Here is a 20,837-nt window from a genome sequence, read left to right as displayed (position 1 = left end):
CAGCAATCAGCCTAAAACGACACCTGATACTGGGCTACTACGGCGCTGCGGCGGCGGTCCACCACGTTTTGTCCGCTGCTGTTGGTGAGGTAGAAGGGGCGGTTCTGGTAGCTCAGCGTGAGCTTGGAAGTGTGGCCGGCCAGCAGCCAGTTCACGCCCGCGTCGTAGTAGTGGATATCGTCGGCCAGGCGCTTGTAGTGCGAGTACTGGTAGCTCACGTAGGGCATGAAGGTGGTTTCGCCCACCAGGTTGTCGCGCAGCTTGTAGCCCAGCTGGGTGTAGAGCACGTTACCGGTGCCGTACTGCGGAAACTGGTTGCCGAATTCGCCCAGCAACGCGTTGTTGGGATTGGTGCTCGTGCCGGGCCGGGTGTTGGTAGCCGGGTTCATCGGGCCGTTGGTGCGCAGATAGCCCGGGCCGTAGTCCAGGTGCATGCCCACGGCGTAGAAGTGCACGCTGGGTGCGCCCTTGGCCGTATCCAGCGGGGCGTCGTAGTACACGTCCACGGCCACCTGCTTCATGGCCTGGGTGAGCGTGTCGCGGCCGTTGTCGGCCAAATACCACATGGCCTTGGGCTGTACGATGGCGCCGGCCCCTACGTTGAACACGCTCTTTTTGCCCAAATACGTGCCCGTGTTGTAGGCCGTCAGGTTGCTTTCCTGGTCTTTGAACTGCCACATCAGGTAGGCCTGGTACTGGGGCTGACCGGGCCGGCGGGAGAAGTTGGCGTTGCGCGTGAGCGGGGCCGCGCCGGCCGAGCCCTTGGTGATGTCCAGCGGGTCGGAGAGGGCCACGCGGTAGTCGAGCTTGCCGAGCTTGCCCTTGGCGTAGAGGCTGAGCTTGCGGCCGAACTGGTCGTTGACGTCGTTGGTGGTTTCGGCTACCAGCGGCAAATCAATGCCCATGATGCTGCCCGTGGCCGAGGCCGTGAAGCGCGACAACCCGTTCCAGGCCCCCAAACCGGTACCCAAAGAAAGCTTGTCCTTGACCACGGCGTACTCGCCCACCGCGTCGTGTAGGAAAAACAGGGCTTTGCGGTCGGAGAGGTAGCTGAAGTTGTTGATACCAATCTGGGAGTAGATAAAGACCCGGTCGGTGAGCTGGCCCATAAACTGCATGCGGAAGCGCCGGATGCCGATATCGTAGGTTTCGGGCTTGTTGAAGCCGTTGACCTGGGTGCCGGGGTTGCTTTGGTTGTAGCGGATCCAGACCTGGTTGAGCAGCGTAAACTTGATGTAGCGGCTGCCGTCGGGGTTAAGCGTCAATTTGCCATCCTTGAAGGATTGGGCCTGCGTGTGCAGGGCGCCGGCCAGCAGGAAGGCTGGCAGCAGCAGCCCGCTGCGCCACCGTAATGGATTCATGCGTACTGGTTGAGTGAATAAAAGAGGAGCAAAGGTAGTAGCCAACGGTTGCCCACCGGGCCGTAAAGCCTGCGCTGAGCCGGTAAACAGGTGCTGCGCAGCCCGCTGGGGCCACTGCTTTTACCAATCCCCTGCCTGGAAGGCAACAAAAAAGGGCGCGTCCGGTCCGGAGGCGCCCTTTGTAAGCTGCTGGATGAAAAAAGGTTTGAAATAAGCCCGAAAATGGCCGCGGCTGGCTAGTTCAGCCACACGGTGTGCAGCAGCTCGAAGCGGTGCGGGGCATAGGCGTTGTAGTAGGGGGCTTCGGCCTGAAAGCCGAGCACGTGCACCAGAGGCATGCCTTCCAGGTGCGACTCCACCACGCGCACGGGGTAGAGCTGGCCTTCCTCGGGCCAGTCGCCCACGTGGTTGAAGGGCCGGTTGCCGGCGTCGATGCAGCGGGCGTAGTCCACGAACGGGGCGTGGGTGGTAGCTTCGGCCAGGGTCAGGTTAGCAACTTCGTGCGACATAAGACAAAGAGTAGGAACCGGGCAGGGTTCGATGGAAAAAACGGCCGGGCGCCGCGGAAAAACCAACTACGTACAAAACCGGGCCGGCCGCGTTAAATAACGCTTTTGCGAGGGTTCGGATTCCGAAGTTAGAAAAATACTTGACTTTACCACCGCCGCGTCCCTAGAAGAAGTGAGCTTCCTAGGGGGGCCGTACCAGCCGGTTTCCGCCCCAAGCCCCGGCGTTAGGGCTCGGTTACTACCTTTGGTTATGGACAAAGCCCAGCTTACCCGCCTCAGCAAATTCTTGAGCCTGCACCTGCGCCACCAGCCCCAGGCCCTGGGCCTCACCCTGGCCGAGGGCGGCTGGGTGAGCGTGGCCGAGCTGCTGGCCGGCTGCGCCCGCCACGGCCAGCCTATTACCCGCGCCCAGCTGGAGGAAGTGGTAACCAGCAACGACAAGCAGCGCTTTGCCTTCGACGAGTCCGGTACCCGCATCCGGGCCCAGCAGGGCCACAGCGTCGAAGTCGACCTGCAGCTGCTGCCGGCCACGCCGCCCGCGGTGCTCTTTCACGGTACGGTGCCCGCCGCGCTGCCCGCCATTCGCCAAGAAGGGCTGCAAAAACGGCAGCGCCACCACGTGCACCTCTCGCCCGACGAGGCCACGGCCCGCCGCGTGGGCCAGCGCCGGGGGCAGCCCCTGATTCTGGCTATTGAGGCCGGGGCCATGCAGCAGGCCGGCTTCGTGTTCTACGAGTCCGGCAACGGGGTCTGGCTCACCGACCATGTGCCGCCCCAGTACCTGCGGGAGCTGTAAGCCGGCCTAGTTGCCGCCGGGCTCCGACTTGAGGCGGGCGTCGAAGGGGTGGGGCTCCACTGACACGACGCGCAGCTGCCGATGGTCGGGGTGCAGGGGGTTGAGCAGGTAGTTCCACTCCGTGGGCGCGTGGGCCGAGGGCACCCGCAGGATCCAGAACTTGCCTTCCTCCAGCCAGGTGCGGGCCAGCTGGGCCAGCTCCAGCGGGTAGGGCATTTCCTGCCAGTTGGCCGGCAGCTCGTCCACGGCTACTTTCTGGAACGGCGTGTCGTCAGGAATTTCCAGGGTCAGGGCAAAGTAGTTGCGCGGCAACGAGGGCGAATTGGCCAGCACTTCCAGCTTGGCTAACGACAAATGCTCGGAGGTATACAGAATCTGGACGCCCTTTTCGTGCCAGCGCCCCGAGTAATACAGGCCGCCCTGGCCGGTGGTATCTTGAATATAGGGAAACTTGCCCAGCCGGTACAGGCGCATGCGGGAGGTGTCGTTGATAGTTGATAGTTGTTCGTAGGTGCTGATTGCTGATTGCTGATTGCTGATTGTTAATTGTTCGATGAAACAACGTTAACAATCAGCAATCAGCAACTACGAATAAATACCGTGCTCAATGCGGCCCAGGATTTCGCGCACCTGTTCCCGCCCGATGGCCGAGGAGAGCAGCTCCTTGGGCCGCACCTGACCCAGAGCCGGGTTGGGCGTGTCCAGCCAGTGGTGAAAGTCGTCCTGGTCCTCGAATACGTCGAGGCCCTTGGCCAGCACGGCCGAGAGCTGAATGGTTTTCTCAGCTTCGTCCAGGGTCAGGGCGCGCTTGGCCTGCTCGCGTCGGGCCAGGGTGCTTTCCGAGACGCCCAGCACCACGCTGATTTCCTTATTGGAAAAGCCCAGCCGCTGCTGCAACGCCCGCAGCGCCTGCACCGACAAGCCTTTCAGGGCCACGGCCAGTAGGTCCAGCTCGTTGTGTACCAGCTGCGGGATGACGGCGCCACCACCCATCAAATCAACCATGGTGGCCACCGGAGTTTTACGCATGACAGTCATTTGCTTATTCTTTAGTCGTCATTTGACGGCAATATACGCAATAACTTCCCAAGCGGCCCAAAAATTCAATTTCTCCGCCGGCCCGGCCGCCAAGCTGGGCTGAACTTGCTAATTTGCCGCCTTCATTCCTGCCAAAACCCACCCGTCGCGCATGAATCAGCCCCCGGCTTTTCCCGTCAGCACTGCCACTGCCGAGCACTACCGCTGGGGAGAGGGCTGCGACGGCTGGCACCTGGTCAAAACGGCCGCGTTGAGTATCATTCAGGAGCGCATGCCCGCCGGGGCCCGGGAAGTAAGCCACTACCACGAGCGGGCCTACCAGTTCTTTTTCGTGCTGGCCGGGGAGGCTACCTTGGAAATAAATGGCGTACCCCACCGTTTGCAGGCCCAGCAGGGCCTGGCCGTCCCGCCGCTCGTGGTGCACCAGCTGCGCAACGAGTCGGGCCAGGAACTGCACTTCACCGTCACGTCCCAGCCGCCCAGCCACGGCGACCGAATCTTAGTTTAAGCGCTTTCAATGTCTACTACCGTCCTTAGCGCCGCCCAGGCCGAACAAATCATTGCTCATACCGCCGACTTCGTGCGCGACAAATTCCTGGGCGAAGGCTCGGGCCACGACTGGGAGCACATCCGCCGGGTGTGGCACACCAGCCGGGCCCTGGCCGCCACCGTGCCCACCGCCGACCAGCTCGTCACGGAGCTGGGCGCCCTGCTGCACGACGTGGCCGACTGGAAATTCCACGACGGCGACGAAGAGGCCGGCCCCCGCGCGGCCCGGGCCTGGCTCAGCGGGTTGCAGGTCGAGGAAGCCGTCATTCAGCGCGTGGAGACCATTATCCGCGAGATTTCCTTCAAGGGCCTGGGCGTACCCACGCCCATGAGCACGCCGGAAGGGGAGGTGGTCCAGGATGCCGACCGCCTCGACGCCATCGGCGCCATCGGCGTGGCCCGGGCCTTTGCCTACGGCGGCCACAAGGGCCGCCCCCTGCACGACCCGGCCGTGGCGCCCATCAGCCACGACTCTTTCGAGAGTTATAAAAAGAACACGGCGCCCACGCTGAATCACTTTTACGAGAAGCTGCTCCACTTGCGCGAGCGGCTGCACACGCCCGCCGCCCGCCGGGTGGCCCAGGAGCGCCACCAGTTTCTGGAAACCTTCCTGCAGCAGTTTCTGCGCGAATGGGAAGGGCAGGACCTGCCCGCTGCTCCCAATACCCCGGCCTAGCATTACCTTTACTTGCATGAACTTTCGCCTGCTTACCCTGCGGTTTCTCGGGCCGCTTTTGCTTCTGCTCAGCGCCGCCTCCTGCCGTACCTGCCCCATGGCCTCCTGCCACACGCGCAAGGTGCATTTCCATAATGGCAACAAATACCGGGGCCAGCCGCTGTGGAAAAAACAGAACCCGGCCGTGGGGGAAAAAATCAAGACTTACACGCCCAAGGCCGGCACCCACAAGGCCGATAAGAGCAAGACGAAAGAATAGGCTGGATTAGGCAAAACGGGCCTTTTTTCGTATCTTGCGGGCTTCTCGCAGTACTCATTCACTGGTGCCGACAGCCCCGCTTTCGAGGGGGCCTAGGCCGACTTAGATTTCCCTATGGCGGAAGGCGAAAAGATCATTCCGATTAACATTGAAGACGAGATGCGTGGCGCCTACATCGATTACTCGATGTCGGTCATCATCTCCCGGGCCCTGCCCGACGTGCGCGACGGCCTGAAGCCCGTGCACCGCCGCGTGCTCTACGGTATGTCGGAGCTGGGCGTATCCTACAACAAAGCCTATAAAAAGAGTGCCCGTATCGTGGGCGAAGTGCTGGGTAAGTACCACCCGCACGGCGACTCCTCGGTCTACGACACGATGGTGCGCATGGCCCAGGACTGGAGCCTGCGCTACCCGCTCGTCGACGGCCAGGGTAACTTCGGCTCCATCGACGGCGACTCGCCGGCGGCCATGCGTTACACGGAAGCCCGCCTCAAGCGCCTTTCCGACGAAATGCTGGGCGACCTGGACAAGGACACCGTCGATTTCCAGCCCAACTTCGACGACTCGCTGGAAGAGCCCAGCGTCATGCCCTCGAAGTTTCCCAACCTGCTGGTCAACGGCACGACGGGTATTGCCGTGGGTATGGCCACCAACATGCCGCCCCACAACCTGACCGAAACCGTCAGCGGCATCATTGCCTACCTCGATAACCCCGAGATTACCATTCCCGAGCTGATGGAGCACGTTATTGCTCCCGACTTCCCGACGGGTGGTACCATCTACGGCTACGAAGGGGTGAAGCAGGCTTTCGAAACCGGCCGGGGCCGCATCGTGATGCGCGCCAAAGCCCAATTCGAAACCCTGCCCAGCGGCAAGGAGCAGATCATCATCACCGAAATTCCCTACATGGTGAATAAGGCCTCGATGATCGAGAAAACGGCGGCCCTCATCAACGAGAAGAAGATCGAAGGTATTTCGGACTTGCGCGACGAGTCCGACCGCGACGGTATGCGCATCGTCTATGATCTGAAGCGCGACGCCATGCCCAACGTGGTGCTCAACCAGCTCTACCGCTACACCCAGCTGCAGTCCTCGTTCGGCGTCAACAACGTGTGCCTGGTCAAAGGCCGCCCGATGACGCTCAACCTCAAGGAGCTGATTCACTACTTCGTCGAGCACCGCGCCGACGTGGTCGTGCGCCGCACCCGCTACGAGCTGGCCGAAGCCCAGAAGCGGGCCCACATCCTGGAAGGCCTGCTCATTGCCCTCGACCATCTCGATGAGGTTATTGCCCTGATCCGCGCCTCCCGCGACGGCGACGTGGCCCGGGCCCAGCTCATCGAGCGTTTCGCGCTGAGCGAAATTCAGGCCCGCGCCATTCTGGACATGCGTCTGCAGCGCCTCACCGGCCTGGAGCGCGACAAGATCGTGGCCGAGTATGAGGAGCTGATGCGCCTGATCGACCACCTTAAGGCTGTTTTGGCCTCTGATGTGTTGCAGCGCCAGATCATCAAAGACGAGCTGATCGATATTCGGGAGCGCTACGGCGACAAGCGTCGCACGGCCATCGAATACGCCGGCGGCGACTTCTCGATGGAGGACATGATTGCCGACGAGAGCATGGTTATTACCATTTCCCGCGAAGGCTACATCAAGCGCACCGCCCTCGACGAATACCGGACTCAGGGCCGGGGCGGCGTAGGAGCCCGGGGCGCGGCTTCCAAGCAGGACGACTTCACCGAGCATCTGTTTGTGGCCACCACCCACGAGTACCTGCTCTTCTTCACCGAGCTGGGCCGGGTGTTCTGGCTCAAGGTGTACGAAGTGCCGGAAGGAGGGAAGAACGCCAAAGGCCGGCCGATTCAGAACCTTATCGAGATTCCCCGCGAAGACTCGGTACGCTCCGTGCTGAACGTGCGCGGTCTGCGCGATCCGGACTACCTGGAAAATACTTTCCTGATGTTCTGCACCGAGCAGGGCACCGTGAAGAAGACTCCGCTGGAGGCCTACTCGCGGCCCCGCACGGCCGGTATCAACGCCATTACCATCAACGAGGGCGACCGGCTGCTCGACGTGCAACTCACCACCGGCAGCAGCGAGATTGTCGTGGCCCTGCGTTCGGGTCGGGCGGTGCGTTTCCCCGAGGAGAAAGTTCGCTCCATGGGCCGCAACGCCGCCGGGGTGCGCGGTATCAGCCTGGCCGACGAAAACGACCGGGTAGTGGGCATGGTCTGCATCACGGACCCCACCTCGCAGGAACTGCTCGTGGTTTCGGAAAACGGCTATGGCAAGCGCAGCTCCCTGGATGAGTACCGCGTCACCAACCGCGGGGGCAAGGGCGTCCGGGCCATGAAGATTACCGACAAAACCGGGGCGCTGGTGGCCATCAAGGACGTGCAGGACTCGGATGATCTGATGATTATCAACAAGTCCGGCATTACCATTCGTCTGCGGATGAGCGACTTGCGCACCATCGGTCGGGCTACCCAGGGCGTGCGGCTGCTGAAAATCAGCGCCGGCGACGAAATTTCCTCGGTGGCCAAAGTGGCTTCCGACGACAAGGAAACCGAGGTGCTGGAGGGCGAAGCCGGGGAAAACGGTACGCCGGAAGGGGCGGGGGATGTAGTCCTGGACTCGACCCTGGCCACCGACGACGTGGCGCCCGACACGCTGAGCGCCAGCTAAGATTCTCCAAGGCTTGAGTACTTTCGGGCACGGTATTCGTTTTGAGCGGAGCCGACCTGGGAGTATTCAGGCCTTTTTTCTTTCCTGCCGGCTAGCTGAACCAAGTGTTCCGGCCGGTGGTTTCTTTCCTAATTCCTTCCACTCATCCACCATTATTCTTCGGCAAAAACCATGAAGAAGATTTTTCTGACGCTTGTAGCGGCGGCGGCGCTGCACACGGCCTCGGCCCAAAACTCGGCCGTGACCAATGCTATTCTGAACCAGCGCAGCGGCTTGCTTGATAAGGCTCAGGCCGATATTGACAAGGCCATTGTAAATGAGAAAACTTCCGGCAAAGCCAAAACGTGGTACACCCGGGGCGAAATCTACGAGCAACTCACGGCCAGCCCAATTTTCGGTAAAAACCTGAAACCCGGCGAGGGCACCAAGGTAGCTTTCGAATCGTACAGCAAGGCTGTGGAGCTGGACGGCAAAACCGGCGAATTCGGTAAGCTGGCCGTGGCCAAACTCGACAACCTCTACGGAGTGGCTCTGAACGCCGGCGTGGAGGGCTACAATGCCAAAAACTACGATGCCGCCCTGGAGTCGTACCGCATGGCCCAGCAAATCCGGCCCCAGGACACGACGGCTTTCCTGTATGCGGCTTACGCGGCCGAAGCCAAGCAGGATTTTGCCACGGCAAAAGACACGTACGGCAAGCTGCTGGCTATGAACTACAAGTCGCCGGCCGTGTACGGCCGCATGCTGCAGATTGCCCGGCAGGAGAAAAACGAAGCTGAAGCGCAGAAAGTAATTCAGCAGGCGCTGGCCGCGTACCCCAACAATAAGGCCTTCATGCTCGAAGAGCTGAATATGTACCTGAGCTCGGGGCGGGGCGCTGAGGCTATCGGTAAAGTAGAAAAGGCCATTGCCGCAGATCCTACCAATGGCAACCTGTACGCCGTACTCGGCTCGCTCTACGATCAAAGCAAGCAGCCGGAAAAAGCGTCGGCGGCCTACAAGAAAGCCGTTGAAGTAGATCCGAACAATTTTGACGCGCAGTTCAACCTGGGCGTCTACAACTACAACAAGGCCGCGGACCTGTTTACCAAGGCCAGCAAGATGGACTTGGCCACGTACCAGAAATCGGGGAAGAAGTTTGAAGCTGACGGCAAGAAATACTTCCAGGATTCGCTGCCGTACTTCGAGAAGGCCCTGCAGTTGCAGCCCAACGACCGGGCTGTGATTTCGTCGCTGCAGAAAGTATACGTGCGTTTGGGTCGCACGGCGGATGCCGAGAAAATGAACACCCGTCTGGAATCGCTCAAGTAAGCGAAGCAGGGGATAGAAAATACGCCCGGATTCATCCCGGGCGTATTTTGAAATACATTACTTAACATAATATAAATTATAAGACAATATATGTTTTTGTTTTAGGCAGCTCATATATCCATTAGTTGAGTTACTTACAACTTACACTTATATACTTGGGTAATCTGCCTGGTGGATGATTGTGCAATGCAAGCCGCGTCGGATATTTCAGTGGGTTGCGTTCGGCGAGTGTGCGGTTGAGTCGGTAAGCTATCCGGTTGTCTCGAGTCCATGCCAAATCCAGTGGTTACCACGTTCCCCATTTAGGCCAGCGGCCTTTTCTATGCTGCTATGCTGCTATGCTGCTATGCTGCTATGCTGCTATGCTGCTATGCTGCTGCTAAGGTCACGTGCTCCATTCATAGGTTATAGCCTGTCCATCAGTAATCAGTCTAGAAGAAATCTGTAAGCCGCTTTTGATGTTTGAGTTGGCTGCCATCGTTGTGAGCAAGTTGAGCCTTAGGCATCTTGGTTGCCCCAGCTTCAAGCCTTGTAATATATATGAGAAACTACTGAGGCGTAAAATCTGACGCTGCCCTTAATAATCGGGTCTTGCTGTTTTTGGCACGGCCGGGCGCCACGCTGTTTAGGCTGCAGTTTGAGGTCCTGACGCTGGAGTCAGTATAGCCAATGGGTCCAACTAGTTCGCATCCCACTAACAAGAGCAATTCGCGCGAAGCCTCTCTCCTGCTGGTTTTCCGGCTTTACAGCTGCCTTTACACATCAGACTGTCGGGAGTTCTTTTTTCTTTTGAAGTCACTATGCCCTTTAAAAAAGCAAGCACACTAGGCTTTAGCCCCCCCTATCGCCCGTGGCCGCCCTTAGGTATGAGTGGTATTTTTATACTGTTATGCTGAGTAGATTCGTGAAAATAGATAATATACAGCTAAAGTAGTATTTGTGAGTACAAAAAAGTATAAAAAAGTAATATAATTGTGTACTTTTTTATACTTTATACTACCTTTATATACTGTTTGTTGTTATACTTGTTTATTCACTGCACATAACGCTCACCCTCTTTTATGCCTAAGACTATAGACTACCCCCGTACTAGTTACCTCAGTGCCTGGGAAATTGCTGAAGTAGTAGATGACACTGGCGGTAAATGTGCCATTGAAACATGTGCTCGTAAGCTCAATAGAAAGGTTAGTGGCTCTTTCAAAGCCATTATTGGCTCGGCCGTTAAGTTTGGGCTAGTTACCAGTAAACGGGAGCTACTGACTACTACGAATCTGTTTCGACGCATTAAGCACGCTTACGATAAGCAGGAAGAGAAAGTATTCCATCGGGAAGCCTTTCTGCACCCTCCTTTATTCACGCAGATATGCCGCAAGTTCCGCAACCGGGAACTACCAGTACACATGTTCGACGTGATGCTGATCCGTGAGTTTGGCGTGGAGGAAATCAATGCTCAGGTGGTGGCCAAAGCCTTTGTGGACGGGGCCCGCATGGTGGGCGTGATGGATGAACGCAACGTAGTGGCCGATATAGACCAACTGGCCGCGCAGCAAACACCCCGGCGAGAACTAGCCAGCACGGAGCTTCCCCAAAACTTATTCCGGGCTCCAACGACCGCAACGACGGCGTCCGCGGCTACGTCTTCTATTACTACTGGTTCTGCTGCTGGTATTAAACCCAACACGGGCTTTGTACCACCCGCTGCGCCGGCCCGAACACAAGACGCCGTATCAAGTCTGTTTGGGCTCGATACAGACGACTTAGAGAGTGAACACCATTCTCCGGATACATCGTATCCAGCCGAAGCGTACGCGGGGCCCCAAACCGTGTTTCCGGCCAGTGCAGCTTCGTCTGCCGCCATAGCTCCACTTCCGGAGGTGCCCGCCGGTGGGGAATCGGTACACCACCCAGGGCGTGGTACTGAACTCACGACGCAAGCCGCCGCAACGGGGGCGGCAGCGGGCGGGGCTGAAGGGTACTTTATTCACATCAGCGGGCCGGGAATTGATACGCAGTTGAACATCCAGGACGTGGATGACCTGCAAATCGTGAGCATTCTGCTAGAGAAGGTGCGAAAACAGCTAAGCCGCTGACACTTTGGCGGGCTCCACTCCTACTTGCTTACCACCGGTGTTTCCAAGCTGTTTATATTTTATGTTAACCTAAAACATTGGCTAAACACCTTCCCAGCGCAGGATTCAAGCTTTTCTTAGGGAATGCTGATGGGATATAACCTTTGACGGCTGCACGCAAACCCACTAATCCAACCGGCGCGCCCGGCCCGGCTGGATTAGTGGGTTTGGTTAGGTACCACCGGGAAAATCCCCGGCGGCTTAGGCGGCCTGCTGCTGCTCCCGGCGCAACAGCAGAATATTACGGGCGTACACCACGGTGCCGAAGACATTGCCCAGCAGCAGAACGTAATCGAGGCGCAGCACGGCGTAGAACAGAATAAGCAGGGACCCGGCTAAGCTCACCACCCAGAAGCCCAGAGGCAGTACGGAGGTCCCCCGGCGCTCGGAGTACAGCCATTGATAAACGAAGCGGAGCAAAAACACGGCCTGCCCTACCGCCCCCAGCAGCAGCCAGCCACCGGGAATGGCCGGGTGCAGCAGACGCCCTAGATTCACGTGGGACGTGCCGCTGGCAAACCAGCTGAGCAGCGCGAGCGGAAACCCGTAGGCCGCCCCCCGAAACCAGCGGCTCAGCTTCCGCCACTCACCCAGCAGCTGCAGGTTGCGGATGTAGATACCGTAGCTCAGCAGCTGGGCTCCCAAGATTACCGGGTCGTGGCGCAGCATGCCGTAGAGAATCATCAGAAACGAGGACAGCAGGCTGACTTTCCAAAATAGTACGGGCACCAGCACCCGCCGGGCCCGCTCACTCTGCACCCACTGCAGCACGATGCGGCTGGAAAAGAGCAGCTGCGACACCAGCCCAATAACCAGCGCCAGGGTTTGCGTACTCATCCCGCCTCCCACTACCGCCCCCCGCCGTCGGCCGGGCGGGATTCGGCGCGCAGCACCTCCCCGATTTCGTAGTTTTTCCAGCGGCTGCGGATCCAGCGGAACCCAAAGGTATCGACCAGCGGCTTCCAGGCCCGGTTCCAGAGCGTGTACTTGGCCGTGCCGGCAAAGCGCGGGAAATGCTGCACCGGCAGCTGCTTGACTTGGCCGCCCTGCAGCTGCACCAATGCGCCCAGGAAACGGTGCATACCGTGAAAAAGCGGCAGCCGGCGGGCGTATTCTATCTTGATAATCTTCAGCGGGCAGCCCGTATCCTGAATTCCGTCGTTGATTAAGGTGCGGCGCACGGTGTTGGCCAGCTTCGAGGACAGCTTCTTGACCAGCGTATCCTGGCGCTTGGCCCGAATGCCGTTGACCATATCGTAGGCGGGGAAAAACTCCAGAAAGCGCAGGAAATCCAGCGGGGTGGTCTGGATGTCGGAGTCGATGTAGCCCACCAGGGTACTGCGGCAGTGGTCGATGCCGGCCTTGATGGCCGTGCTCAGCCCCTGATTGCGCGAAAGGGAAATCAACTCGTAGCGCGTATCCTGGCCGCAGATGCTGCGCAATAAGGCCAGGGACCCATCAGTACTGCCGTCGTTGACGAAGAGCACGGTGGTGGGCAGCGGCGTTTGGGCGAGAAACTGGTTCATCTCGACCACGAACTGCGTCAGGCTTTCCTCCTCGTTATAGACGGGAACCAGCACGGTCAGCGTTTGGGTGGCCAGATACGGCGTAGAGGGCACGGACATACAACAGCAAAGAGAAGTTGTAAAGTAGCAACAAAAAAACCGCCCTGGGACTTTCCCACGGCGGTTGTCTTTAAAACGAGGCGGCCACAACCCCCCTTACCGACGAAAGTGCTACTCCCGGCGGGTGCCGGCCGAAATAGTACTGTGGCGCTGGCGCAGCACGGCTACCACGTCTTCCAACGTCAGGCCCGAGGCCGTGAGCAACACCAGCAGGTGGTAGAGCAAATCGGCGGCTTCGCCGCTCAAGCCGGCGCGGTTGCCAGCCACGGCATCAATGACGGTTTCGACGGCCTCCTCTCCCACTTTCTGGGCTATTTTGGGCATGCCCTTGGCAAAGAGCGAAGCCGTGTACGACTTGGGGTCTTCCTCGGGGTGCTGGTAGCGGCGCTGCACCAGCCGCTCGAGCTCGGCCAGGAACCCCACCGGGGCCGTTTGCTCGGGCTGCTCGAAGCAGCTGACGGTACCCCGGTGGCAGGTAGGCCCGTCGGGAATGGCGCGGATGAGCAGTGCGTCGTTGTCGCAGTCGGGGTGCAGGCTCACCACCCGCAGGAAGTTGCCGGAGGTTTCGCCCTTGGTCCAGAGCCGGTTTTTGGAGCGGGAGAAAAACGTCACCCGGCCTTCGACCTGCGTTTTAACCCAGGCTTCCTGGTTGACGTAGCCCAGCATGAGCACCTGCCCGGTGGCCGAGTCCTGCACCACGGCGGGGATGAGCCCGTCGGGCATTTTATTAAAGTCGAGTTCCATGTTGTTGATGCTTGGTGCTTGATGCTTGGTAACAGGACAACTCCCATCAATCCTAAGCACCAAGCACTACCTACGATACTTACAGGCGCATGGGAATACCCTCGGCCTGCAGGTGCTCCTTGAGCTCCCGGATGCCAATTTCCCCGAAATGAAAAATGCTGGCCGCTAAGCCGGCGTGGGCCTGGGCCTGCTGGAATACCTGGGTGAAGTGTTCCAGCTTACCGGCGCCTCCCGAGGCCACTACCGGAATCGATACGGCCCGGGCCACGGCCCCGGTAACATCCAGGGCAAAGCCGTCCTTGGTACCGTCGTTGCTCATGGATGTGAGCAGCAACTCCCCGGCGCCCCGGTCGGCGGCCTCCCGGCACCAGGCCACGGCATCCCGCTCGGTGTTCTGCGTCCCGGCCCGGGTGTAGATCTGCCAGCCGGCCTCGGCGGTATAGCGGGCATCGGCGGCCACCACGATGCACTGGCTGCCGAAGCGGCGGGCCAGCTCGTCAATCAGCTCGGGCCGGTGCAGGGCCGCCGAGTTGATGCTGACCTTGTCGGCGCCATTTAGTAGCAAAGCCTCCACGTCGGCCACCGTGCCGATGCCCCCACCCACGGTGAAGGGAATATCCAGCTCCCGGGCCACGTCGCGCACCAAATGGATAAGCGTCGTGCGCTTCTGGTTGGTGGCCGTAATATCGAGGAACACCAGCTCGTCGGCCCCTTCCAGGGCATAGCGGGCGGCCAGGGCCACCGGGTCGCCGGCGTCGCGCAGGCCCTCGAAGCGCACCCCCTTCACGGTGCGCCCATCCTTGACGTCGAGGCAGGGAATAATTCGTTTGGTCAGCATATGCGTGAATGAGTCAGACTAGAGAAACTTCTGCAGCTGCTGCAGGGTAATGGTGCCTTCGTAAATGGCCTTGCCGATAATGGCCCCGTGCATGCCGACCTCAGCCAGCACTTCCACATCAGCCAGCGTCGTGACGCCCCCACTGGCCACCAGCCGGGCGGCGGGCAGCTGCTGGCGTAGTTCCCGGTAAGTAGCCACCGAGGGTCCCTGCAGCTTGCCGTCCTTACTGACATCGGTACACACGAAGGTCGTGGCCCCGGCGTTCAGGTAGTCCTGGATAAACTCGGCCACCGTCCGCTCCGACTGCTCGGCCCAGGCATTGATGGAAATGTGATTGTCGCGAAAGTCGGCCCCGAGCAGAATCCGCTCGGCTCCGAACTCCTGCAGCCACTGCTGCACCGTAGCCGGCTCGCGCACGGCAATGCTGCCGGCCGTAATCTGGGCGGCCCCGGCGGCGAAGGCCGAGCGCACCGCCTCTTCGCTTTGCAAGCCGCCCCCAAAGTCAATGACCAGGCTCGTGTGCCGGGCAATGCGCTCCAGCACGGGCAGGTTGACGGGCTGCCGGGCCCGGGCCCCGTCTAGGTCGACCAGGTGCAGGCGCTTGACCCCGGCGGCTTCGAAGCGCTGGGCCACGGCCAGCGGGTCGGCATCGTAGGTGGTTTGCTGGGCAAAGTCGCCCTCGGTCAGGCGCACGCACTGGCCGCCGATGAGGTCAATTGCGGGTATTATTTCCATGGGTGGTTAGAGCTTGAGGAAGTTTTCGAGGATGCGCGTGCCCACCGGGCCGCTCTTCTCGGTATGGAACTGCACGGCGTAGAAGTTCTGGTGCTGCACGGCGGCGCTGAAGGGCGCGGGGTATTCGGCCTCGGCAATGGTGTAGTCTCCCACCGGCGCATAGTAGCTGTGCACAAAGTAGACGAAGTCCTGTTCCCGCAGCCCATCAAACAGCGGGGAGCGGAGCCGCAGCAGGTTGTTCCAGCCCATGTGGGGCACCTTGACCTCGGCCGAAGCCGGGAAGCGCTTTACTTCAAAAGGCAGAATGCCCAGCATCGTAGCGTCATTCTCCTCGCTGTGGGTACCGAGCAGCTGCATGCCCAGGCAGATTCCCAAAAAGGGCTGCCTCAGCGTGGGCAGCACCTGGTCGAGGCCCTGGGCCCGCAGCTCCTGCATGGCCGAAGCGGCTTCGCCTTCGCCGGGAAACAGAATCTTGTCGGCCCGCCGGATCTGCTCGGGGTCGGCCGTCAGAGTGGCCTGCACGCCCAGGCGCTCCAGGGCAAACAGGACCGACTGCACGTTACCCCCTTTGTAATCTATTACCGCTATTTCCATTTGAGTATATCCATTTGTTTAAATCTTGACACCCTGCTGCTTCCTGGGTTAGAGCCTCAATCAATGCTTTATCCGGCTGGTTTACTGCCGTTGAAAAGCCCATTCCTAGCTTTACCCAAATGTTAAAACATTTGGGTAAAGCCTCCAAAGCCTACAATACACCCTTGGTGCTGGGAATTTCCATTTTGCCCGCGTCCCGCACCAGGGCCATCTTGATGGACTTGGCTACGGCCTTGAAAATGGCTTCGATCTTATGGTGTTCGTTTTGACCCTCGCACTTGATGTTGAGGTTGCAGCGGGCGGCATCCGAGAAGCTCTTGAAGAAATGGTAAAACATTTCGCAGGGCATATCCCCCACCCGCTCCCGCTTGAACTCGGCCTCCCAAACTATCCAGGGCCGGCCCGAGAAGTCGATGGCAGCCTGGGCCAACACGTCGTCCATGGGTAGCAGGAAACCGTAGCGGGCCAGGCCGCGCTTGTCGCCCAGGGCTTGGTGGAAGGCTTCGCCCAGGGCAATGGCCGTATCCTCAATGGTGTGGTGCTCGTCGATGTGCAAGTCGCCCTGGACCTCGATTTTCATATCCACGCCCGAGTGCTTGCTGAGCTGGTCGAGCATGTGGTCGAAAAAGCCCAGGCCCGTGTGCATACTGGGGCGGCCGGCGCCGTCGAGGTTGAGCTCGATGCGGATCTTGGTTTCATTCGTGTCGCGCTGCACCACGGCCGTGCGGGCGGGCAGGCGCAGAAACTGATAGATGGCCTCCCAGCTGGTGGTGCTCAGGGCGGCCCGCTCGTCGGCTTCCGCCCGAATCAGAATGGCCTGGCAGCCCAGGTTCTGGGCCAGCTCCACATCGGTGAGCCGGTCGCCGATGACGAAGGAGTTCTTCAGGTCGTAGGCGCCGGGCTCCAGGTAGTGCTGCAGCATGCCGATGCCGGGCTTGCGGGTGGGCAGGTTGTCGTGGGGAAAGCTGCGGTCGATGTGCTCGGCCGCGAACTCCACTCCTTCCGCGCGCAGCACGTCGAGCATCATCGTGTGGGCCGGCCAGAAGGTTTCCTCGGGGAAGCTGGCCGTGCCCAGCCCATCCTGGTTGCTGACCAGCACCAGCTCGTAATCCAGCTCCCGGGCAATGCGCGCGAGGCCGGTAATGGCGCCGGGTACAAACTGGAATTTCTCCCGAGTCAGGGCATCCACCTGAAAATCCGTCGGCGGCTCAATCAGGATGGTCCCGTCGCGGTCAATGAAAAGAACTTTCTTCATGGTGTAAAAGTCAGAAGCCGGAGCTTCGGGCGGTAGAGCGTGAAAAAAAGGTGGCGGGTTGGGAAGGAGTTATTCGGGGTGCAGGAAAGAGCGGAGCAACGCCGCGTAGTCGTTTCCCAGCGGCAGCTCGGTATCCAGGGTTACTTGCTGACGGGTTGTTTCGACCGGCTGCTGGCTCAAGGGGTTAAAGCCCGTCTTTTTATACTGCTGCCAGTACAAGCCGACGCCCCGTTTCTGCCAGCTCGGCAGCTCATTGAAGTTGATACCGGCCCCGAACAGTAAATCGTGCTTGGCCGCCAGGCGCAGGCCCTTGACCTGACTGGTAGCCTCGGCCACCGAGCGGCCCTGCTTCCGCAGCAGCCAGTAGCAGTGGGCATTCAACGAATTACGGGCGGCGTCTTCCTGCCGCCAGCGGAAATAATCCAGCACGTCGGCCGGGCGGGGCAGCTGGGAAATCCGGCAGTCGAAAATACCCGGGCTGCCCAACGCCAGGGAAAACGTGGCCGAGGCCTCCCCGGCCAGCAGCGAGGTGTACTTGCGCAGCTTGCGGCCAAAGGAATTTTCCTCCGGGTGCAGCAGCAGAGAAATTTCGTCGCTCTGGGTGTAGCCGTACACCATCCGAAAGCCTGTGGTCAGCAGCTGCCGGGTGGTATGCACCATCAAATCCCGCATCCGCTCGTCAAAGGGCGCTTCGAAGGAATGGGTTTCCTTGGTCAGGCGGGTAAAACCGCGGCCGTCCAGGCGGGCTACCAGGTAGAGGCCGGGCAGGGCGCAATGGTCGTGGGCCGTTTCGAAAATGCGCAGGCGGGCGTCGAGGTCGTCAAATTTCATCCTGCCAGGGGCTGAGGTCAAAGGTATGATGGGGTCCTACCCGGACGAAGTACAGCTCGTCGAAGCCCTCGGAACGCTGGGGCAGCTCGAGGCGGTTGCGGGTGGCCCGCAACCCCACGGCCGGCACCTGCCGCTCCACCGGACGCTGCTGGTTGCGCCGCAATGCCTCGGTTATCGGGGCCTGGAAGAAGTAGCCGGTGATGGTAAACCCCGCCTGCCGGGCCGGTTCGATGTAGCGGGCCCGCTCAGCCCGGGTGGGGTTCGTGTTGTCGATTACGCAGCGCATCTGGGTTTCCAGGCACAACTGCAACAGGCGCTGCTCCCGGTTCCGGGTCCGCAGCAAATCGAGGCTGATGCGGACGTGGGAATGGAAGAAGTGCTGCTGGTAGAAGGTGGACTTCCCCGTAGCCTGAATTCCGCAGAAGACGATGAGCTGCATAGCCGGAAAGCTTAGGCCGAATACTCCCGCAGGGCCGCTACCAGCTGCTCGTTCTCGGCCGGCGTGCCCACCGTCAGGCGCAGCGTACCGGCGCACCCGGGCTGGGTGGTTCGGTTGCGCACCACGATTCCCCGGCTCAGCAGATACTTATACACGGCCGTAGCATCGGGGCGGAAGCGGGCCAGCAGGAAGTTGGCGTCGGAAGGAAACAAGTGTTCCACAATGTCGAGCCCGGCCAACTCCTGCTGCAGCCACGTGCGGCCGACGAGCAACTCCCGGCGCATCTGCTCGAAGTGCGGGGCATCAGCCAGGGCGGCCAGGGCGTGCTGCTGGGTGGCTTCCGACACGTTATAGGGCGGCTTGATCTTGTTGAGGTAGCCGATGATGTCGGGCGAGGCGAAGGCCATACCCAGGCGCAGGCCGGCCAGACCCCAGGCTTTAGAGAAGGTTTGGAGCACCACCAGGTTGGGAAACTCCGCCAGCCGGGTGGTCCAGCTCGGGGCGGCGGCAAAGTCGGCGTAGGCTTCATCCACGACCACCAGGCCCCGGAAGCCGCGCAGCACTTGCTCCACGGCCGCGGCGTGCAGCAGGTTGCCGGTCGGATTGTTCGGGGAGCAGACAAAGACCAGCTTGGCGTCGGAGGCAAGGATGCCGGCTACGGCTTCGTCGGAAATCTGAAAGTCGGCCGTGAGCGGCAGGCGCTCCAGGGCCACGTCGTTCAGGTTGGCCGCTACTTCATACATCCCGTAAGTGGGCGGCAAGATCATAATCCGGTCCTGCCCGGGGCGGCAGGTCAGGCGCACCAGCAGGTCAATGGCCTCGTCGGAGCCGTTGCCGAGGAAAATCTGGGCGGGCTCCACTCCTTTCAGCTTGGCCAGCTCGGCTTTGACGGCCCGCTGCTGGGGGTCGGGGTAGCGGTTGAACAACTCGGGGCCGGCGCTGCCCAGGCTGTTTTCGTTGGCGTCGAGCATGACGCGGGCTTCGCCCTGGAATTCGTCGCGGGCCGAAGAGTACGGTTGCATGGCCCGGATGTTGGGGCGGATAAGGGTTTCGAGCTCAAACATACGCTAAAGACTATGGACCCGGGCGCTTCAAGAGCGGCCCGGGGCCGAATGACAGAAAAACTCAGGCGCCGGTGCCCACCAGGCTTTCCAGGCGCAGGGTCACGGCCCGGGCGTGGGCCCGCAGCCCCTCGGCCTCGGCCATGGTTTCGACCACCGGCCCCACGTTGAGCAGGCCTTCGGCGGTGATGCGCTGGAAGGTAATTTTCTTCACGAACGAATCCAGGGACACCCCACTGTAGTTGCGGGCGTAGCCGCCGGTGGGCAACGTGTGGTTGGTGCCCGAGGCGTAGTCGCCGGCGGCTTCGGGCGTGAGGTGGCCCAGAAACACCGAGCCGGCGCTGGTCACGCCCTCGGCGTATTCATCGGCGTTGCGCACGGCCAGAATCAGGTGCTCGGGGGCGTACTGGTTCGAGAAGAACAACATTTCCTCCGGCGTGCGCAGCAGCACGGCCCGGCTTTCGCGCAAGGCCAGCGTGGCCACTTCCCGGCGGGGCAGTTCGGCCAGCTGCCGCTCCACTTCGGCCGTCACCAGGGGCAAAAGCTCGGCCGAGTCGGTCAGCAGCACTACCTGGGAGTCGGGGCCGTGCTCGGCCTGGCTGAGCAGGTCGGCGGCCACGAAAGCGGGGTTGGCGGTTTTGTCGGCAATGACCAGCACCTCCGAGGGGCCGGCCGGCAAGTCGATGGCCACCCCGCGCTGGGCCGCCAGCTGCTTGGCGGCCGTAACGTAGCGGTTGCCGGGCCCGAAAATCTTATCCACGGCCGGTACGCTGGCCGTGCCCCCGGCCAAGGCGGCCACGCCCTGGGCGCCCCCGGCCTTGATGATGGTGGTAATGCCCAGCAACTGGGCCGTAAAGAGAATAACGGGATTCACCGAGCCGTCTTTCTGGGGCGGGGTACTCAGCACCACTTCCGGGCAACCGGCCAGCCGGGCCGGGACGCCCAGCATGAGCAGGGTGCTGAACAGCGGGGCCGTGCCCCCGGGAATGTAGAGGCCCACGCGCTGCACCGGCACCGATTTGCGCCAGCAGGTCACGCCGGGCATGGTTTCCACCTTGGTGATTTCCTCGCGCTGGGTCAGGTGAAACTTCCACAGGTTGGCATGGGCCTGGCGGATGGCGGTTTGCAGCGCGGCCGGCACCAGGGCCACGGCGGCCGTTATTTCCTCGGGGCTCACGCGCAGCTCGGTCAGGGCGGCACCGTCCAGCTCCTGGGCGTAGTGGCGCAGGGCTTCATCCCCGCGCTGGCGCACGTCGTCGAAAATCTGGCGGACCCGCTCTTCCACCTGCCGGGCTTCCCCGGCGGCGGGCCGCTGCTGCAGCGCCGCCCATTCCGCCTGACCAGGATATTGAACTACTTGCATGCTCTTACTTAATATGAGAAATGTGGAGAATGTGGGGGA

General features: G+C 60.8%; 22 protein-coding genes. 7 read left to right on the top strand and 15 right to left on the bottom strand.

Annotated features, from left to right (window positions below):
• Positions 1-11: 11 nt before the first annotated feature.
• Together CLV45_RS09265 and CLV45_RS09260 are read right to left on the bottom strand one after the other, a co-directional pair.
• Complete coding sequence (locus tag CLV45_RS09265) at positions 12-1,361, bottom strand: hypothetical protein (RefSeq protein ID WP_100336075.1); 1,350 nt, start codon at positions 1,359-1,361, stop codon at positions 12-14.
• A 236-nt stretch (positions 1,362-1,597) separates the two neighbouring features.
• On the bottom strand, positions 1,598-1,870 hold the full coding sequence (locus CLV45_RS09260) for a hypothetical protein (protein ID WP_100336074.1): 273 nt from the start codon (positions 1,868-1,870) through the stop codon (positions 1,598-1,600).
• A gap of 250 nt (positions 1,871-2,120) precedes the next feature.
• Here CLV45_RS09260 and CLV45_RS09255 point away from each other — a divergent pair, with 250 nt between their 5' ends.
• On the top strand, positions 2,121-2,666 hold the full coding sequence (locus CLV45_RS09255) for an RNA 2'-phosphotransferase (protein WP_100336073.1): 546 nt from the start codon (positions 2,121-2,123) through the stop codon (positions 2,664-2,666).
• Between the two features lie 6 nt (positions 2,667-2,672).
• Here CLV45_RS09255 and CLV45_RS09250 read toward each other — a convergent pair whose 3' ends face one another.
• Both CLV45_RS09250 and parS read right to left on the bottom strand, forming a co-directional pair.
• The gene (locus tag CLV45_RS09250) at positions 2,673-3,140 is read right to left on the bottom strand and encodes an RES family NAD+ phosphorylase (RefSeq protein ID WP_100336072.1); all 468 of its coding nucleotides are present in this window, start codon (positions 3,138-3,140) and stop codon (positions 2,673-2,675) included.
• A 111-nt stretch (positions 3,141-3,251) separates the two neighbouring features.
• Positions 3,252-3,695 carry a type II RES/Xre toxin-antitoxin system antitoxin gene (gene parS, locus CLV45_RS09245; protein WP_245882812.1) on the bottom strand — a complete coding sequence of 148 codons (444 nt, stop codon included), beginning with the start codon at positions 3,693-3,695 and terminating at the stop codon, positions 3,252-3,254.
• Positions 3,696-3,855: 160 nt separating this feature from the next.
• Here parS and CLV45_RS09240 point away from each other — a divergent pair, with 160 nt between their 5' ends.
• From CLV45_RS09240 to CLV45_RS09215, 6 genes are all read left to right on the top strand, one after another.
• Complete coding sequence (locus CLV45_RS09240) at positions 3,856-4,212, top strand: cupin domain-containing protein (protein WP_100336070.1); 357 nt, start codon at positions 3,856-3,858, stop codon at positions 4,210-4,212.
• 9 nt (positions 4,213-4,221) lie between these two features.
• A complete protein-coding gene (locus CLV45_RS09235; protein WP_100336069.1) occupies positions 4,222-4,929 on the top strand; it encodes an HD domain-containing protein in 708 nt (235 codons plus the stop codon).
• A 16-nt stretch (positions 4,930-4,945) separates the two neighbouring features.
• Entirely contained in the window at positions 4,946-5,188 is a 243-nt protein-coding gene (locus tag CLV45_RS09230) for a hypothetical protein (RefSeq protein WP_100336068.1), read from the top strand.
• A 114-nt stretch (positions 5,189-5,302) separates the two neighbouring features.
• The gene (gene gyrA / locus CLV45_RS09225; RefSeq protein ID WP_100336067.1) at positions 5,303-7,873 is read left to right on the top strand and encodes a DNA gyrase subunit A; all 2,571 of its coding nucleotides are present in this window, start codon (positions 5,303-5,305) and stop codon (positions 7,871-7,873) included.
• A gap of 171 nt (positions 7,874-8,044) precedes the next feature.
• Positions 8,045-9,184 (top strand): tetratricopeptide repeat protein, encoded by a 1,140-nt coding sequence (locus tag CLV45_RS09220; RefSeq protein ID WP_100336066.1) that lies wholly within the window; start codon positions 8,045-8,047, stop codon positions 9,182-9,184.
• Positions 9,185-10,245: 1,061 nt separating this feature from the next.
• Positions 10,246-11,274 carry a hypothetical protein gene (locus CLV45_RS09215; RefSeq protein ID WP_100336065.1) on the top strand — a complete coding sequence of 343 codons (1,029 nt, stop codon included), beginning with the start codon at positions 10,246-10,248 and terminating at the stop codon, positions 11,272-11,274.
• 240 nt (positions 11,275-11,514) lie between these two features.
• Here CLV45_RS09215 and CLV45_RS09210 read toward each other — a convergent pair whose 3' ends face one another.
• The 11 genes from CLV45_RS09210 to hisD form a co-directional block, all read right to left on the bottom strand.
• A complete protein-coding gene (locus CLV45_RS09210; RefSeq protein WP_100336064.1) occupies positions 11,515-12,150 on the bottom strand; it encodes a lipid-A-disaccharide synthase N-terminal domain-containing protein in 636 nt (211 codons plus the stop codon).
• Between the two features lie 11 nt (positions 12,151-12,161).
• The gene (locus tag CLV45_RS09205; protein ID WP_100336063.1) at positions 12,162-12,938 is read right to left on the bottom strand and encodes a glycosyltransferase; all 777 of its coding nucleotides are present in this window, start codon (positions 12,936-12,938) and stop codon (positions 12,162-12,164) included.
• A gap of 111 nt (positions 12,939-13,049) precedes the next feature.
• The gene (hisIE, locus tag CLV45_RS09200; RefSeq protein ID WP_100336062.1) at positions 13,050-13,682 is read right to left on the bottom strand and encodes a bifunctional phosphoribosyl-AMP cyclohydrolase/phosphoribosyl-ATP diphosphatase HisIE; all 633 of its coding nucleotides are present in this window, start codon (positions 13,680-13,682) and stop codon (positions 13,050-13,052) included.
• A gap of 79 nt (positions 13,683-13,761) precedes the next feature.
• Positions 13,762-14,520 (bottom strand): imidazole glycerol phosphate synthase subunit HisF, encoded by a 759-nt coding sequence (gene hisF / locus CLV45_RS09195; RefSeq protein WP_100336061.1) that lies wholly within the window; start codon positions 14,518-14,520, stop codon positions 13,762-13,764.
• 18 nt (positions 14,521-14,538) lie between these two features.
• Positions 14,539-15,255 (bottom strand): 1-(5-phosphoribosyl)-5-[(5-phosphoribosylamino)methylideneamino]imidazole-4-carboxamide isomerase, encoded by a 717-nt coding sequence (gene hisA / locus CLV45_RS09190; RefSeq protein WP_100336060.1) that lies wholly within the window; start codon positions 15,253-15,255, stop codon positions 14,539-14,541.
• Positions 15,256-15,261: 6 nt separating this feature from the next.
• The gene (hisH, locus tag CLV45_RS09185; protein WP_100336059.1) at positions 15,262-15,849 is read right to left on the bottom strand and encodes an imidazole glycerol phosphate synthase subunit HisH; all 588 of its coding nucleotides are present in this window, start codon (positions 15,847-15,849) and stop codon (positions 15,262-15,264) included.
• 151 nt (positions 15,850-16,000) lie between these two features.
• Positions 16,001-17,104: a bifunctional histidinol-phosphatase/imidazoleglycerol-phosphate dehydratase HisB gene (hisB, locus tag CLV45_RS09180; protein WP_100336058.1), complete on the bottom strand. Its 1,104-nt coding sequence runs from the start codon at positions 17,102-17,104 to the stop codon at positions 16,001-16,003.
• A 69-nt stretch (positions 17,105-17,173) separates the two neighbouring features.
• Positions 17,174-17,935, bottom strand: a complete 762-nt coding sequence (locus tag CLV45_RS09175) for a tRNA(His) guanylyltransferase Thg1 family protein (protein WP_100336057.1) — start codon at positions 17,933-17,935, stop codon at positions 17,174-17,176.
• Positions 17,925-18,374: an ATP-binding protein gene (locus CLV45_RS09170; RefSeq protein ID WP_100336056.1), complete on the bottom strand. Its 450-nt coding sequence runs from the start codon at positions 18,372-18,374 to the stop codon at positions 17,925-17,927. Before CLV45_RS09170 ends, CLV45_RS09175 begins: the two co-directional genes overlap by 11 nt.
• 11 nt (positions 18,375-18,385) lie before the next feature.
• Entirely contained in the window at positions 18,386-19,438 is a 1,053-nt protein-coding gene (gene hisC, locus CLV45_RS09165; RefSeq protein WP_100336055.1) for a histidinol-phosphate transaminase, read from the bottom strand.
• 61 nt (positions 19,439-19,499) lie between these two features.
• Positions 19,500-20,798, bottom strand: coding sequence for a histidinol dehydrogenase (gene hisD, locus CLV45_RS09160; RefSeq protein WP_100336054.1), 1,299 nt, complete (start codon positions 20,796-20,798; stop codon positions 19,500-19,502).
• Positions 20,799-20,837: the final 39 nt, after the last annotated feature.

Origin of the sequence: Hymenobacter chitinivorans DSM 11115 (assembly GCF_002797555.1) — a bacterium.
Taxonomy (GTDB): domain Bacteria; phylum Bacteroidota; class Bacteroidia; order Cytophagales; family Hymenobacteraceae; genus Hymenobacter; species Hymenobacter chitinivorans.
The sequence above is the reverse complement of the archived record's forward strand: the minus strand, read 5'-3'. Positions and strand labels throughout refer to the sequence as shown.